Source organism: Acidovorax sp. GW835-FHT14B10, assembly GCF_058793725.1.
In genome coordinates, this window is sequence record NZ_JBXAGC010000001.1 from 349049 (window position 1) to 362143 (window position 13095).

Annotated in this window: 14 protein-coding genes; 2 read left to right on the forward strand and 12 right to left on the reverse strand. The window is 64.8% G+C overall.

Translation table 11 applies throughout. The features are described from left to right. Positions 1-93: 93 nt before the first annotated feature. From AC1Q5S_RS01585 to AC1Q5S_RS01600, 4 genes are all read right to left on the reverse strand, one after another. The gene (locus AC1Q5S_RS01585; protein ID WP_060983784.1) at positions 94-516 is read right to left on the reverse strand and encodes a hypothetical protein; all 423 of its coding nucleotides are present in this window, start codon (positions 514-516) and stop codon (positions 94-96) included. After that, a complete protein-coding gene (locus tag AC1Q5S_RS01590) occupies positions 513-1040 on the reverse strand; it encodes a lytic transglycosylase domain-containing protein (protein ID WP_060983783.1) in 528 nt (175 codons plus the stop codon). The genes AC1Q5S_RS01585 and AC1Q5S_RS01590 overlap by 4 nt, the downstream gene beginning before the upstream one ends. 141 nt (positions 1041-1181) lie before the next feature. Beyond that, positions 1182-1679: a hypothetical protein gene (locus tag AC1Q5S_RS01595; protein ID WP_060983782.1), complete on the reverse strand. Its 498-nt coding sequence runs from the start codon at positions 1677-1679 to the stop codon at positions 1182-1184. A 203-nt stretch (positions 1680-1882) separates the two neighbouring features. Continuing rightward, the gene (locus AC1Q5S_RS01600; RefSeq protein ID WP_060983799.1) at positions 1883-2191 is read right to left on the reverse strand and encodes a DUF5983 family protein; all 309 of its coding nucleotides are present in this window, start codon (positions 2189-2191) and stop codon (positions 1883-1885) included. Between the two features lie 170 nt (positions 2192-2361). On the opposite strand from AC1Q5S_RS01600, the gene AC1Q5S_RS01605 reads away from it, so the two are divergent. Continuing rightward, positions 2362-2607, forward strand: a complete 246-nt coding sequence (locus tag AC1Q5S_RS01605) for a helix-turn-helix domain-containing protein (RefSeq protein WP_041835951.1) — start codon at positions 2362-2364, stop codon at positions 2605-2607. A 15-nt stretch (positions 2608-2622) separates the two neighbouring features. On the opposite strand, the gene AC1Q5S_RS01610 is transcribed toward AC1Q5S_RS01605, so the two are convergent. From AC1Q5S_RS01610 to AC1Q5S_RS01630, 5 genes are read right to left on the reverse strand one after another with little or no spacing between them, the layout of a single operon-like run. Next, positions 2623-3246, reverse strand: a complete 624-nt coding sequence (locus tag AC1Q5S_RS01610; protein ID WP_060983781.1) for an IncC plasmid conjugative DNA transfer DtrJ family protein — start codon at positions 3244-3246, stop codon at positions 2623-2625. Next, positions 3243-5144 carry a conjugative transfer system coupling protein TraD gene (gene traD / locus AC1Q5S_RS01615; protein ID WP_060983780.1) on the reverse strand — a complete coding sequence of 634 codons (1902 nt, stop codon included), beginning with the start codon at positions 5142-5144 and terminating at the stop codon, positions 3243-3245. The genes AC1Q5S_RS01610 and traD overlap by 4 nt, the downstream gene beginning before the upstream one ends. A 1-nt stretch (position 5145) precedes the next feature. Further along, positions 5146-6939, reverse strand: a complete 1794-nt coding sequence (mobH, locus tag AC1Q5S_RS01620) for a MobH family relaxase (RefSeq protein WP_060983779.1) — start codon at positions 6937-6939, stop codon at positions 5146-5148. A 53-nt stretch (positions 6940-6992) separates the two neighbouring features. After that, positions 6993-7655 carry a FlhC family transcriptional regulator gene (locus AC1Q5S_RS01625; RefSeq protein ID WP_060983778.1) on the reverse strand — a complete coding sequence of 221 codons (663 nt, stop codon included), beginning with the start codon at positions 7653-7655 and terminating at the stop codon, positions 6993-6995. Continuing rightward, positions 7656-7970, reverse strand: a complete 315-nt coding sequence (locus AC1Q5S_RS01630) for a hypothetical protein (RefSeq protein WP_060983777.1) — start codon at positions 7968-7970, stop codon at positions 7656-7658. Between the two features lie 263 nt (positions 7971-8233). Between AC1Q5S_RS01630 and AC1Q5S_RS01635 the strand changes: the two genes are divergently transcribed. Continuing rightward, the gene (locus AC1Q5S_RS01635; protein WP_243721571.1) at positions 8234-8983 is read left to right on the forward strand and encodes a S24 family peptidase; all 750 of its coding nucleotides are present in this window, start codon (positions 8234-8236) and stop codon (positions 8981-8983) included. An 84-nt stretch (positions 8984-9067) separates the two neighbouring features. Here the strand turns inward: AC1Q5S_RS01635 and AC1Q5S_RS01640 are convergent, their stop codons facing one another. The 3 genes from AC1Q5S_RS01640 to AC1Q5S_RS01650 all read right to left on the reverse strand — a co-directional run bounded on the left by AC1Q5S_RS01640 (position 9068) and on the right by AC1Q5S_RS01650 (position 13043). Further along, complete coding sequence (locus AC1Q5S_RS01640) at positions 9068-10132, reverse strand: DUF932 domain-containing protein (RefSeq protein WP_060983776.1); 1065 nt, start codon at positions 10130-10132, stop codon at positions 9068-9070. A gap of 282 nt (positions 10133-10414) precedes the next feature. Continuing rightward, complete coding sequence (locus AC1Q5S_RS01645; RefSeq protein WP_066786508.1) at positions 10415-11419, reverse strand: DUF7146 domain-containing protein; 1005 nt, start codon at positions 11417-11419, stop codon at positions 10415-10417. Further along, a complete protein-coding gene (locus AC1Q5S_RS01650) occupies positions 11406-13043 on the reverse strand; it encodes an ATP-binding protein (protein ID WP_060985794.1) in 1638 nt (545 codons plus the stop codon). Before AC1Q5S_RS01650 ends, AC1Q5S_RS01645 begins: the two co-directional genes overlap by 14 nt. Positions 13044-13095 lie beyond the last annotated feature (52 nt).

Sequence of the window (13095 nt, forward strand, 5' to 3'; positions counted from 1 at the left end):
AATCTCCGGAATAGGAAAAGACGGGTGTCGATCGGGTGGTGCGGTTCGGTCTGCTCAGTGGCGAGGTGGGGCCAAGGCCCGGTCGGGTGTTCGTTAGCGTTCTTGGTCGGGGAGTGACCTACCGTGCTGTGGCGCCGCCGGTGGCGTTTCCGTGCCAGGCGGCCCCTCGGTGATGGGCGTTGCCTGATGGGTCTGCTCCTCCACCTGCTCGCCGGGTCCCATCGATTCGATGAGCGGAACCGGGGCATCGGCTACGGGATCCGGCACTACCGGGGCGATGACCCTTGGTGCTGCGTTCAAGGTCTTGGTCGTGGGTTGGGGACAGGCGTCGCCACGGCACAGTGCGAACGCGGCTTGCGCTCCATGTCCGTGCTGGGCCAGCCGTGCCCAAGCCTTGGTGGCCATCGCTGCGGGCGGCTCGATGGCGCTGGGCGGCGCCGTGGTGCACGCCGAGATGGCCAGGCACGCGCACAGCGCGCAGCGGTGGTACAGCGCCGCAGGTGTCAAGCACCTCATGGCGAAACCCTCACGCGCAGGCCCTGGCCTTGCGCCACGACGGCGGTGGCCTTCTGCCGTGTACCCTGATCCACACCACGCGCTGACGGCAGATGCCGGTACACCTTCCATGCATAGGTGGCTCTGGCCTGTGTGCAGGCGGCCCCTTTGAGCTGGGTGCACGCTGCGTTGTAGGCGCCCACGGCGTTCCAGCTGACGCCGTGCCGCGCGAAGCTGTCAGCCATCAGCCACGCCCCCACCTGCAGGTTCACGCAGGGGTCGTACAGATCAGCTTCGCGTATGCCGAAGCCAGCCAGCCGGGGCAGGTGCCGGCTGTTGATCTGCATCAGGCCGATGTCGTAGCTGCCCGTGCGCTTCTCGTGCGCGCGGTTCACCGCGCGCGGATTCAGGCTCGACTCGGTACGGGCGACGGCGTAGAGCAACTCTGGCGCAATGCCGTAGCGTTGCGCCGCCGTGTCCCAGCACGTGGCCAAGGCTGAAGCGGTCGGCAGCATCGCCATCATGAAAACGGCAAGCAAGCGCATCGAACACCCCCCAGTGGTTCATGACAAGCCCGCTGCGGCGCGGGCACGGGGTGAGGGCCGGCGTGCCGGTCAAGGTCTTGGCGGGTAAGCCGGGCGGGGGCCCGGAGGGTCAATGCGGGTGAGCGGCGCCATGCCGCACGGTCATCGCTGGTGCCGCGGCCCGAGGTGGGTCAAGTGCCGCTCGACCATGTTGCGGCGTGCCTGGACGAGCACGGCTGCGCCCGAGTCATCCTGCAGTTGGCACAGCGCCACGCAGGCGGTGGTCAACTGGTCGAGCTGGAACTTGGGGTTGGGATGCCTGTTGGCAGGCGAGCATTGCAGATCGTGGAGCAGCTCGAACTGGGGGCGCCACAAGGACTCGCGCCGGCGTGGCGTGGTAGGCGAGCGCATGACCAGCGCGGTCCCGAGAAAGCCAAAGATGCGTTCCGCGGCATCTTCATTGCCGAAGACGAGAGCCACGCAGGCACTCATCAGATCCGGAATGCGGAACGTGGGAGCGACATTGCTCTCGCTGCGCAGAAGGGCATAGAGCCAGTGGTGCTCCTCCAGCCAGAGCCGCGTCTCGACCACGTCGCTGGTGCCGGCAGTTCCTTCGGGGGGCTGGCTTGCGGGGCTGGTGTTCGGCATGGCAATCAGCATGGCATGGGTCCTCGTGTCCTGGAGTTCATTGAACACGCGCGTCAGCGCATGGACAGAGAATAGGAGAGGGCTGAATGCAAGTCACCCGGAAATGAAGCTCAACTCAGGGGTGTTTCGCAATCAGCCTGCTTTGGTGTCCATGCCATAGAGAACGCGAGAGGCGAGACTGCTTGAGGACTCAGCGATTTCCACTCTGATTGGCGTCAGGGAGTGGACTGGTGAGTGTCGAACACGGGCAGCCCGTTAACGACCGGCCCCTCGGCGTCGAAAAATAGCCATTCAATGCCAGCATGGGCCGAGAGTCCCGCGATAAGTGCCAGATCAGTCTCGACGGGAATGCGGTGTGGTGGTGAACCGACGTAGACCAGTCCTCCAAACTCGGTGGGATAGGCATTCACCGACAGGTCATTCCGGTACAGCTTGGCACGTGTGGCTGGCTGCAAATGGGATAATGAGAGAGCGGTGATGGATTCCGCCAACTCCCGGAGGCGATCGATGCAGGCTGTGTTCATGGTCGTGCCCTCGACAGAGATGATGCAATGCGTCAATGCGAGACGAGTCCAGAGTTAGCGGGAACAGTCCAGCATTGACGGACACAACACCGGTCGCACGCTCTCCCACTGGTCGGCTATGTGGAAGATCGTCCGTGGTGTGATTGGCATCATATCCCCACCATGCGGGGATGCCCATTACCTCGCCTCGGCACGCCAACGACCCGGTGCTCATCGCACTGGGCGGTGCCATTCGCCGCAGCCGGCGCGCGCGAGGCATCTCTCAAGAAGAACTCGCACACCGAAGTGCCATTGATCGTTCCTACATGAGCAGCATCGAACGCGGCGGCCAGAATCCCGGGATCGTCTCGATCGCTCGCATCGCGAAAGCGATGGAGATGAGCATGACCGAACTGATGGCGGAGGCCGAGTTGTAGCGGGCAATGGCTCGGTCATGCGCGCCGATGAAAATGCGTGATCGCGCGGCCCAGCAGCACGGTCATTGCAATGGGCGAAGCGGCCAGCATGGCTGGATGCAACTGGACAGGCAGCACGAATGCGACCACCGTCGCGCAGCCGGTGATGATCAGAAGTGAGCACCACACGGCGAACATCTCCGGATCGTGCAGCAAAAACTCCTTCGACCGAACAATGCGCAGCAAGAAGCCGTCAGTGCTGGCGGCCAGCACCAGGGGGATCAGCCAAGGCAGCCATTCCAGCAAACCGGACAGGCGATAGCTCGCGAGCATCAGCAGCGCATCGACCGAGCGAAAGTAGGCGTTGTTGAACAGGCGCTGATTGACTGATCTCATCTCGGAGGCGACCGCTTGGTTGGTGCCGTGGCTCTTGGGCATGTCCCTCAGCGCCGGAAGAGGACTGGCTTCGGCGGCATTGGACTGCAGGCGTATGGCGCGATCGAGCATCCGGTAGGCGGGTTCCGCTCCCCAGAATTCAACAGCCACCTGGTGCTCGCTGCGCATTTGCTCCAGGAAGCGCTCGGGCGGATGCACGGCAGGCACGTACAGCACCAGTATGAGCAGCAGAACGAGGGAGATGACGGCGACGGCCCGGATCATGCGGCCGCTCCCCGTGGCTGTGCGTCCGCATCCGGATTGATGATCGGAAAGCGGCCCTTGATGATGCGGCCGCCCGATACCGACGCGAAGTACTGCAGGTTCGGCAGCTTGCCCAGAATATCCGCCGGCACCACCTCCTCGAAGCTCTCGGTGAGCTGGGTCGAATAGCTCGACGAGAAGTCCCCGATATGCGTGTCGGCCCCGTGGCTCAGGCCCACGCGTACCGTGTGGATCGCCGTCTTGCCAAAGGTCTCGACCACGAAGTCCTGCGTGGGCCGATCCTTGGTGCGCAGCGCGATCAGGTTGTTCAGGTTGCCCAGCGCCATGCGGGCGGCATCCTCGCTGCCCAGGCGCCGCGCCAGGTCGGCCAGGGTCTGCATGGCGCAGGTCGCGAAGATGCCGCCCTCGGCGCCCTTGTTCAGAATCTCGATCAGCGGCTGGTTGATGACGTTGCTGACCTCGTCCACGAACAGCGAGATGCGCCGGTAGGTGCCAAGGTTGTAGCGCATGCCGGCCCGGGCGGCCTGGTCGGCCAGGGCCAGGGCACCGATGGCTGATGCGACCGACGGATCGGGCAGCGAATCCAGGCACATGTAGAGCACATGGTCGCCGCGTTCGATCTTCTCGAAGTTCATGATCGGGCGCGGATCGTCGGCATCGAAGGGATCGGGCGACAAGCTGCGGCCCAAGTCGCCCGAGGTCAGCATCGAGAGGATCGGCAACAGATTCGCCGTGATCTTCTGGTAGTGCTCCCGGTTGTGTCGGAACGTGCGCACCTGGGCATCGAGCACCTTGTTGCGCTGGTTCTGCGCGACGTGGTGCTCGTAGTAGGCGACGAAGCCCATCAGGTCGGCGCTCGCCGCCTCGGAGGGCCTGCGCATGTTCCCCCGGTGCGCATCGTGCAGCAGCTTGCGCATCTCGGGCTGGTCGCGCCAGCTATGGCCCAGCAACTGCTCGTAGAAGCGTCGCAGCGAGGCTTCCAGCACCGGCTCGATGCCGCCCTCGATGTACTTCGTGAGCTTGATGAGATTCGGCCGCTCCTCCAGTTCGACCAGGCCCTGCACCACCACGTTGACGGCGTCCCAGCCGAAGGCCGTGAACGCACCGGCCGTGTCGGGCGGCATGATGGACTGGATGCGCGATGCGATCTCGGTGGGCTTCTGCCAGTTGAACGTGAAGTCCAGGCGGACGCCGCGCTCCGGAAAGGCGGGGTGGAACTCCATGAAGGTGTCCGCCTCGCGGTAGTCCTCGCAGGCCCGCTCGACGACCCGTTTGAGGCGGCGGCTGTTCTTGGGGTCGATCACGATCACGACGTCGCCGCGGCGCACGGCCTGGGTGATCAGGTTGGCCAGCGCCACGCCCTTGCCCGACTGCGTGGTGCCGACCAGGAGCGTGCCGCCCTCGAAGTTCTGCAACGGCCGGCGCAGCGCATGTTCGGTCGGCTCTACCCCGTGGATGTAGGGCAGGCCGATCTCGGCATCGGGCTGTGCGGTGCCACCTTGCCCCATGGCATGCTGCAGCCACTCGGGCACTTTGAACTCGCGGTAGTCCACCTTGGAGAGTTCGTAGAGGCGCTGCGCATGCACGGGCCTCCACTCGAAGCCGAAGCCCAGGAACACCTGGGCCGGATCGGTGCACAGTCGCCCCAGCTCCTGCGCGCTCAGCACCTGGATGCGGCGCCCGCCGAGGGATCCGCGCAGCCGCAGTATCCGTACCGCCTGGGCCATTCGTCGGCACGCCATCAGCAGGCAGGCGGCAGCCAGTCCGAGTGAAGGAAGGACAGGCAATGGGCCGGCAAGCGCAATGGTTGCGAAGTAGAGCGAGGCGGCCAGCCACACCAGCCCCGAATGGGCCTCGAAGGCGCGGCGCCAGGGCATTTCGTAACTGCGCACCAGCATGTCAGCGGCCTCGCTGCTGTGCGGCGGTAGTGTCGGAAGGGGTGACCGCGTCTCCTTCGGCAGCGAGGCCGAAGGCCGCAGGATCCAGGCCTTCGACGTGCGCGGACGCCAGGATCACGCCTACCACGGTGGTGCCGCCGATCTGGCGCGAAACCGTTGGCGGGCCGTCTGGGTGCAGGCGCCGGATCATCCGCGTATCGTCCAGCGCGCGGATCGCGATGCTGGGCTGTATGCCGCGCTGTTCGAAATCAGCCAGCGGCACAAAGACGCCCTCGGCCACCGTGGAGATATCCGACGCAGAGGCACCGTCATTGAGGGTCGCCACGATTTCGGCCAGGGCTTTGCGCACGGCAGGGTTCAGGCGCATAGGGGCTTGCAGGCATATGGCGGTTGGCTCCGCCCTCGAAGGGACTGAAGCCGGTGCTTCAACCACGGCAGCGGCTTCTTGCGGCGCAGTTTCGGGCGCATCGGTATTGCCGGTGGCATCCAGCAGCGACAGCTGTTCTGTTGGTGCGGCTGCCGCGGATACGTCGGGTGGGGGCGTGGTTGGAGGTGACGACACGCTCGTCATGGCTGCGGGCGAATCTCCAGCGACTGCGGGCTTCGCGTTGGCAGCCTGAGCAGGTGGCTTCGTTGGTGGTGAAGGCGCAGCGAGGAGGTTTGCTGTCAGGGCGGTGGGCTGTGGCTCAAGGCCCGCCAGCAAGATAGACGGATTGGCGAGCTTCACCGCTTCGATCGACGTCTTCGTTCCCGGCGGCTGGATGTCCCAGGTTTCGCGGCCGACGCCGGCCGCCACGAATACCTTCGCCTCTAGCAGCAACTCCAGCAGGGTATGGGGCGATTTCGGGATACCGACCAATTGGTCGCTTTCCAGCAGCGACAACGCATCCTCCGCAGCCCCCGGCCAGACCAGGAACAACCCCTCCGGCCCCAGCCAGACACGGCTCTTGTCGCGGTTCGGCGTCCACGTGGAATGGCCGGCGGCGAGGCGTCGTAGCGCGTCCACGAGATAGCGCTCAAGGTGAGAGCCATACTGGGGCTTGCCGTAACGGTCGGCGCTTGCCAGCAGGTTACGGTCGATGACCAGTGCCATCGACCGGCGCACGAGTTCGTCCAGAACGTTGTGCTCGCGGTACTGGGGGAGACCCGCGATGCTGGCCAACAGCTGCGGCACCACCAGGGAATTGCCATCTCCCAGCATTTGCAGCACTTCTGCCGGGACGACGTGGGCCAGGGCGAACAGGCCCACGCCCCGGGACTCTCGCGCATTGGCGCGCCAGCGCACGAAGTAGCGATCGGCTGCTCGCTGCTCCAGCCACGGCGCCAGACCTCCCAGGAATGCCGGCCACTCCTCGCCGTCCGCAGTGGTCACGATGAGGTGGGTCAGCGTCCGGTGCAGTTCGCAGCACAGTCCGCCTATGAAGGTCGCGATGCGCCAGCGCGGCTCCAGTTCACGGCGCTCGGAGATCGTCGCACGGCCGGAGAAGATGTGTGCGTCCGTGCCCTGCAGGCTGAAGAATGCCGTCTCCAGCCCGAGCTGCAGCAGACCGCCGGGCGTGTGGAAATAGTTGTCGGCGGTGGCGGGAAGCAAGTGCACGAAACGCGCATAGCCCTGAACCAATGGCATCAGCTCGCGCTCGAAGGTGGCGCGATCCGCGCCGAAGCACAGCTTGATCCGGCCCAGAAGCGCCTGGTGTCCCGCGATGACCGCGGCCAAGGGCAGTGCTTCGAAGCCGGGATCCGAGGATGCGAACGGTTGTACGCCGGTGGTGGACGATGAGGTGCCGGGAGCCATCGAAGAATCTCCATGCCCGCGCGGGGCCATGAAGATTCATTGTTCAGGAAGGGCTAGGTTTCGGCTGGCGGCAATGAAGACGAATTGGAGGGGGTTTCGCCATTGGCATCCATGACCGCGCCAAGCACGGGCATCAGGTGTGCGATCAACTCCTCTGAAGCCGTTGGCGGTTCGGCGAAGGATGCGGTGAGGCGCGGATCGCGGGCGTGCCGATCGAGCAACTGGCAGAAAGGGCAGGGTCGTGCGGATGTGTCGGCGCCTGCGAATGTGTCCAGGAACTCGCTGTCACAGCGGGAACACGATGCCAGGCGGAAGTTGGGGGCCTTGGCGATCCACAAGCCCTCGGTATGCGCCGCGAGATCGAATGCCCGGTCAAAGCTGATGCGAGGCGGGGGCCGGTACATCGACTGGTAATAGCGGTACGCGCCAACCAGAGCTTCAGGCGCCGGAAAACCCAGATGGCGCATGCGCCGGAAGTTGGCGATGACGATGGACGCCTCGATCCGCTGCACGAGGTTCGCGCGGTGGTACCACTCGCGGGAATTCGGGGCCCTGCCACAGGGCGGCATGGTATGCGAATTGAACAGCAGGTGCAGCAACTCGCGCGGTCGCAGCCCAGTGAGATGGTGGATCGTCCGGATGCGTGCGCCCAATGCCGCGCAATCGCGGGCCAGTTGCAGCGCCCGCATGCGCTGGCTGATCTTGGTGCCCGGCATCTATCGGGACACCTGAATCTGCATGGGCGGCGCTGGGCGGGGCGGACGCGCGGCGGCCAAGGTGCCCGCAAGCGCCGGCGGCGAGTCGATCAGCGCGACAAGATCGGCCCGCGGAACGAACAGGGAGGTCTGGCCGACCGCATGCACCAGGCTCCAGACCCCGGCAGGTGTCAGGGTGCGCAGGCGTTCGGCCTGGGCCGCATGCAGGTTGAATTTGCGGCAGGTCTCCACCATGTCGCGCTCCGTGCCGACGAGGATGGCATAGAGGAATTGAAGGTTGGTGGATTGCACATCGGATAGAAGCAGGTGGCACATGATCGTTCCTCGATGCCCCTCTGGAGGGGAGTGTCAACAATGTTTCACGGGTACTCGATTCGGGGATGAGGTGGTGGTAAGGTCATAGTCAGCATATGCTGTCGACCATGAACTGGTGCGCATCAATTGCTGCTTTCTCGAGGGCTGGCTGAATTCGCCACCGTAAAGAGCAGGGGTTGGCGGTCGTTTCCGAAGTCGGCCACATCCGGTAACAAAAGTAGCGGTAAAACACGCGCTTTTGTTTTTTTTCGGCGGGAGGTCATGTGACTGCCAAGACAACGTCGTCGAGCCGCGTGGTGCCACGCTTGCCAGTGGATCGGCGTGGAAGGCTGGAGGACAGCCGTGCAGTGAGCCGCGCAGGGCGTTCCTTTGCAGCATCTCTTGATGGGGATCTCGACCTGATTCCTGGTGTGCGTGACCGCCTGCAGGCCAGGCTGGTCGCCATGGGCATTCCCGCCGACAAGACGGTTTCGCATGTGGCCGGGATCACGCAGCGCGCGGCCCAGAGCGTGCGTCGATGGTTCGATGCCAGCGAGCCTGGTTTGCCGGATCTGGAATCGTTCGCCCGGCTGTGCGCGGGCCTGGGCTGCAGTGCGGACGAGATCATCGGCGCGCTGCGACCACTCGCTGACGATGAGGCCCACTGCGCCCAGCTCATCGAGGTGGCCAACTGCATCCAGGCCATCACCGATTCTCTGGCCCACCATGGCCAACTGGGCATTCCAATGCAGGTGCCTGGGGACGAAATGGCTCCCCATCTGAAGGCGGGTGATCTGGTCTTCGTCGATTCAGCCGTGACGCAACTGGCTGGCAACGGAATCTATGCGTTCAACTGCAACGGCAGTCTGTACATCCGGCGGGTGGAACGGCGCATGGACCGGAGCATCGTGCTCAAGTGCGACAACAAGGCCTACCAGGACTACGAGTGGACAGGGACAACAGCGGCCGCAAGGCGCCGCGTGAAAATCCTGGGCAAGGTGCGCAGCGCGATCAGCGTGAAGGTGTTCTCCTGACGCCGGCATGCACAGGCGCGTGAAAACGGGCGGAAGGGGGCATCCCCTCCCGCCACGGTTTCGTCTATGGGCCGCGCACGCGGTTCATGCCGCTTCGGCGAGCGGCTTCCATTCGGCGGCCGTCAGCTCGATGAGCTTGCCGCCCAATGCCTCGAACTCGGTCGCCCGGTCGTAGTCCTCGACCTCCTGGCTGAAGTGGGTCACCGCGTTGACCAGGCCATAGCCCGACAGATCGCCTCCTGCAACCAGGTGGCGCAGCACGCCCGAGCGTTCGGTATCGTTCAGCGTGTAACGCTGGGCCAGCACTTCCACGCTTTGCACCGGATCGCCAGTCAGTTTGATGCCCATGGTCTTTTGCATCTTCACCGCCGCTTGCCGGAACGTCACGTCCGATACGGCGGCTTGCACGACGTCGCGCACCTTCAGGAAGAAGGCCTTGTCGTCGGCCTGCAAGGTGTCGTCCTGGTAGACCGTCACGCCTTCATCCTCCTGGGCGAGCGCGCGGCCGACGTGGGTTTTGCGCAGCGCCCGGTCGGCGACGATCAGGCCATTGCGGCACACCAGGCGGAACAGCAGCGGCTGCACCGACAGCGTCCCCTGGCCAACCTCGGAGTTCGAGATGGCGATCCCGGCCTGCACGATGTCGCCGGGCGCCATCTCGAATTTGAGCTGCGGCGTGACGCACTTGAGGTACATCCGCGTCTCGGTCAGCTCTACAGACTCGAATCTGAGCTCGGGCAGACCCTGCAGGATGGGCAGGACATGCTCGGCCAGGTCGTAGTTGTCCAGACGGCGATAGCGGTCGGACAGCACAGCGCGCACGCGGCCATCGAGCGTGCGCAGCAGACGGCGGTCGCCTTCGCTTTGCAGCCAGGTGTTCACATTGCGGTCCAGCAGCACGGGCTGGTTCTCGCGCATGCGCTCGAAATAGGCATACGGGATGCTCAGTTTGTCGGCAAGCTGGCGCCGGGCCAGCGGCGTGACGCCGTAGCTCGCGGGCCCACCGGCCTCTTCGATGACGAGGGTGGTGCCGCCGTCCTCGCTGGTGCTGTGGCGCACCAGCGGCGAGGGCACCACCAGATCCTTCTTGGTATCAAGCTGGCGCTGCAGTTCATGGGCCAGGCTGACCAGGGTACGTCCGCTTCTCATGAGAATCTCCTTTTGGGGAACAGAAAAAGCGGGGACGGCAGAGCCCCGACGGGGATACATCCCCGCATGGGCTGATGAAGGACCGGTGCAAACCGATCCACGATGCGCAATCGAATTGCGCGAAAAACTCCAAGGCTGCCTTCGCCGCACGATGGGTGTCGTGAACGGCCTGGTCTGGCAGCGACCAGAGGGAGAAACCTTTTCGGTACAGGCGCAGAGCGAACACCTCGAACCTGCACTGAAAGGGCCCGGGAGTGAGCGAACCCACCCCCGAAACCAACATCACGCGGCGCGCAGCACCGAGGATTCCTGGCGCTGCAGCCACACGTCAGCCCAATCGGTTCCTGCCAGCTTGGGCAGGAACACCTGGACCGTTCTCGGGCCGCTTTGTGCCTCCTCGCGCTTCACCCGGCGCGCCAGCGCGTAGGCGCTGGCCTGTCCCGTGAAATCGCCGTCGGCATCGTTGTCGCCGTAGATGCACAGGCGCTTGACGGTCTCCGGAATCCAGAGCTTTTCGAGATTGCCGGCGCTCAGGGCGCTCCACACGGGCTTGCCTGTGGCCAGGAAGACCGCAATCGCTGTCTCTATGCCTTCGCACACGGCAAGTTCCTCCGTCGCCTCGGCCAGTTGGACCGCTGCCCCGACGAAACCACTGCAGAGCACCTTCTTCGCATCGGGTGCATCCAGCTTGCGGCCTGCGTTCAGGTAGGTCCGGTGCAGCGTCACCGCGCTCTGGGCATCCCGCACGCTGGCCAGCATGGCCGGGTATTCGGCCACCTTGCGCGCCTTGGCCGCACCCTCCTTCTGGTAGTAGCCCAGGGCAGGGTGGAACCGCAGCGAGTCGGGATAGTGGCTCAAGGCCAGTCCGCGGCCGCGCAGGTAGCGGTCCACTTCATCGCCCAGCGTCACCGGACGGGCTTCGTTCCAGATGCGCTGCACCAACTTCTTCATGCGATCCGGCGCGGCTTCGCCGGCAGGTGCCGTAGGTGGCAGCAGGCCGACCAGCTTCTCGACGGCGCACAGCGCGGTGTGGAAGTCCATGTCCTTGCAGGCCTGGAGCAGCTTGAAGCCCCCGCCGGGCCCGCACTTGCGGCAGTGGTAGTTCCCTTCGCCGTATTTGTCGGTGTACTGGAAACGGTCCACACCATCCCTGCAGACGGGGCAGGGCATGGGCTTGCGCTTGAGCATGCGCTCGTCCAGGCCCAGGGCGCCGAGGATCTCCGTCCATCGGCCATGGGCGCGCTGCTTGACTGCTTCTATGCGCGCAGCATATTCAGCATTCTGCATGGCCGCCTCCGTCGGATGCGAGCGCCTCTTCCGCGCCGACCAGTTCCACCGAGCATCCCGGCATGCCGCCCACGCCCACGGTCACCTCGAAGCGCCGGCCGTGCAACAGTGCGTACTTGCCAAGGCCGAGTTCGGACAGCAGCGAGCTGAGCGTGGCGACCGGGTCCGTCGACCGCAGCCTGCGGATCAGGTCGGCCAGCGCCATGCAATCGGCCTCGGCGTCGTCATCACGGTAGTGATCGTTTCCATCGACGAAGTCGGACAGCTGCCGCATGGCTTCACCCGAGACCTCGTTGGCGGGAATCAGGAGATTGCCCTCGTGGCATACCCCGTCATCCACGAGGATGGCCTCGTGCCCGCCGAAGCGGATATTGACCGCCTCGCAGAGGACGACCTGTGGCCAGACCCAGCGGCCCTCCAACGTGATGCGCGCGGTTTCACCTTGCGGTTCGACTACGGCTTTCTCCAAATCCGGGTAACGGACATGCGGATGAAGCCAATGGTTGCTGTCCAGGCGGTAAGCCTCGGTGAGCAGCCACTGATTTTGCCGGGCCAGCATCCAGTGCGCGGCGTTCTCCTCGCTGACTGCGCCCATGGACACCAGCGTGACCTGACCGGACTCGATGTCCTCGCGGCTGGGGGCCGCAGCGGCAGGCTCGAGAAAGCCCTGCTGTCCGTAGTGGGTCTGGAAGGGGTAGCCCGAGATGCGCTGGAACAGCGCGGCGGGCAGCTCGTCCATGTCATTGAGCAGATCCTGATGCTGCCACTGGAGCATCGCGTCGAAGTAGGTTGCGACGAAGTCCTGCGGCTTGAGCTGGGTCTTCGCCACCTCGAGGATGCTGCGCCAGGACTGCTTGACCTGGGCATCGACCCGCTTGAGCTGCTGGTCGGCGTCGATCAGTTGATCCCGATCGGGGAGCCGGGCCATGAACTGCTGCGGGTCGAGATGAACGACATTCACGGAGTCCGCCTGGAAGAACCTGGGCCGATGAACGCAGAAGCCCTGAAGGAACACCAGCGTGGCATAGGTGGCCTTGCCGTCGCGGTTGCCGCTGACATGAACCACGCCAATCGGCGTGGGGCTCAACGCAATCTTGTCTTCGGCATAGCGGCGCGCCATCGGCGTGCCGTTGAACACCACGTCGACCGGGAAGCCCTCGCACAGGGTCTCCATCTGCTTGGCGAGATCGCTGATCTCGACGCCATGCAGTTCGATGACCGTGCCGTTCACGACGCGCCGCTTGGTGGTGACGTCGAAGGGCTCGCGCTGCAGGGCTGCAGCGCTATCAATGTCCACCTGCTGGCGTCCCGATGCGGCCACGATGCGTGAAGCCGCGTAGAGGCACTTGGTGAAGCCGACGCCGAAGGGATGCTCCTGGCCGGCCAGGCCCGCGTCCCAGCCGGATTCGTGGAAGCTCAGCAGCTTTTGGAAATCTGCCACGCCGTGGCCGTCATCCACAACGCGCAGCACCTGATCTTCGGGACGGTGCTCGATGGTGATGTGGCGCGCGCCGGCGCGGCGGGCGTTCTGCAGCAGCTCGGTGACCAGTGTGAAACGGTTCGTGAAGGCATAGCGCTGGTTGCGCAGTGCGCCTTCCTCGTTGAAACGGATCTGGATCTTCATCGTGATCTCCTGAAAGACCAGCGCCCGCCCGCACAGCGGGCGGGCCCGCTGG

What these genes read in the sequence shown, in the direction of transcription:
- AC1Q5S_RS01640 (WP_060983776.1), bottom strand. Translation starts at nt 10,132, where the DNA reads ATGAGAAGCGGACGTACCCTGGTCAGCCTGGCCCATGAACTGCAGCGC.
- AC1Q5S_RS01630 (WP_060983777.1), bottom strand. Translation starts at nt 7,970, where the DNA reads ATGTGCCACCTGCTTCTATCCGATGTGCAATCCACCAACCTTCAATTC.
- traD (WP_060983780.1), bottom strand. Translation starts at nt 5,144, where the DNA reads ATGCTGGTGCGCAGTTACGAAATGCCCTGGCGCCGCGCCTTCGAGGCC.
- AC1Q5S_RS01650 (WP_060985794.1), bottom strand. Translation starts at nt 13,043, where the DNA reads ATGAAGATCCAGATCCGTTTCAACGAGGAAGGCGCACTGCGCAACCAG.
- AC1Q5S_RS01600 (WP_060983799.1), bottom strand. Translation starts at nt 2,191, where the DNA reads ATGAACACAGCCTGCATCGATCGCCTCCGGGAGTTGGCGGAATCCATC.
- AC1Q5S_RS01610 (WP_060983781.1), bottom strand. Translation starts at nt 3,246, where the DNA reads ATGATCCGGGCCGTCGCCGTCATCTCCCTCGTTCTGCTGCTCATACTG.
- AC1Q5S_RS01585 (WP_060983784.1), bottom strand. Translation starts at nt 516, where the DNA reads ATGAGGTGCTTGACACCTGCGGCGCTGTACCACCGCTGCGCGCTGTGC.
- AC1Q5S_RS01605 (WP_041835951.1), top strand. Translation starts at nt 2,362, where the DNA reads ATGCCCATTACCTCGCCTCGGCACGCCAACGACCCGGTGCTCATCGCA.
- AC1Q5S_RS01645 (WP_066786508.1), bottom strand. Translation starts at nt 11,419, where the DNA reads ATGCAGAATGCTGAATATGCTGCGCGCATAGAAGCAGTCAAGCAGCGC.
- AC1Q5S_RS01590 (WP_060983783.1), bottom strand. Translation starts at nt 1,040, where the DNA reads ATGCGCTTGCTTGCCGTTTTCATGATGGCGATGCTGCCGACCGCTTCA.
- AC1Q5S_RS01595 (WP_060983782.1), bottom strand. Translation starts at nt 1,679, where the DNA reads ATGCTGATTGCCATGCCGAACACCAGCCCCGCAAGCCAGCCCCCCGAA.
- AC1Q5S_RS01625 (WP_060983778.1), bottom strand. Translation starts at nt 7,655, where the DNA reads ATGCCGGGCACCAAGATCAGCCAGCGCATGCGGGCGCTGCAACTGGCC.
- mobH (WP_060983779.1), bottom strand. Translation starts at nt 6,939, where the DNA reads ATGGCTCCCGGCACCTCATCGTCCACCACCGGCGTACAACCGTTCGCA.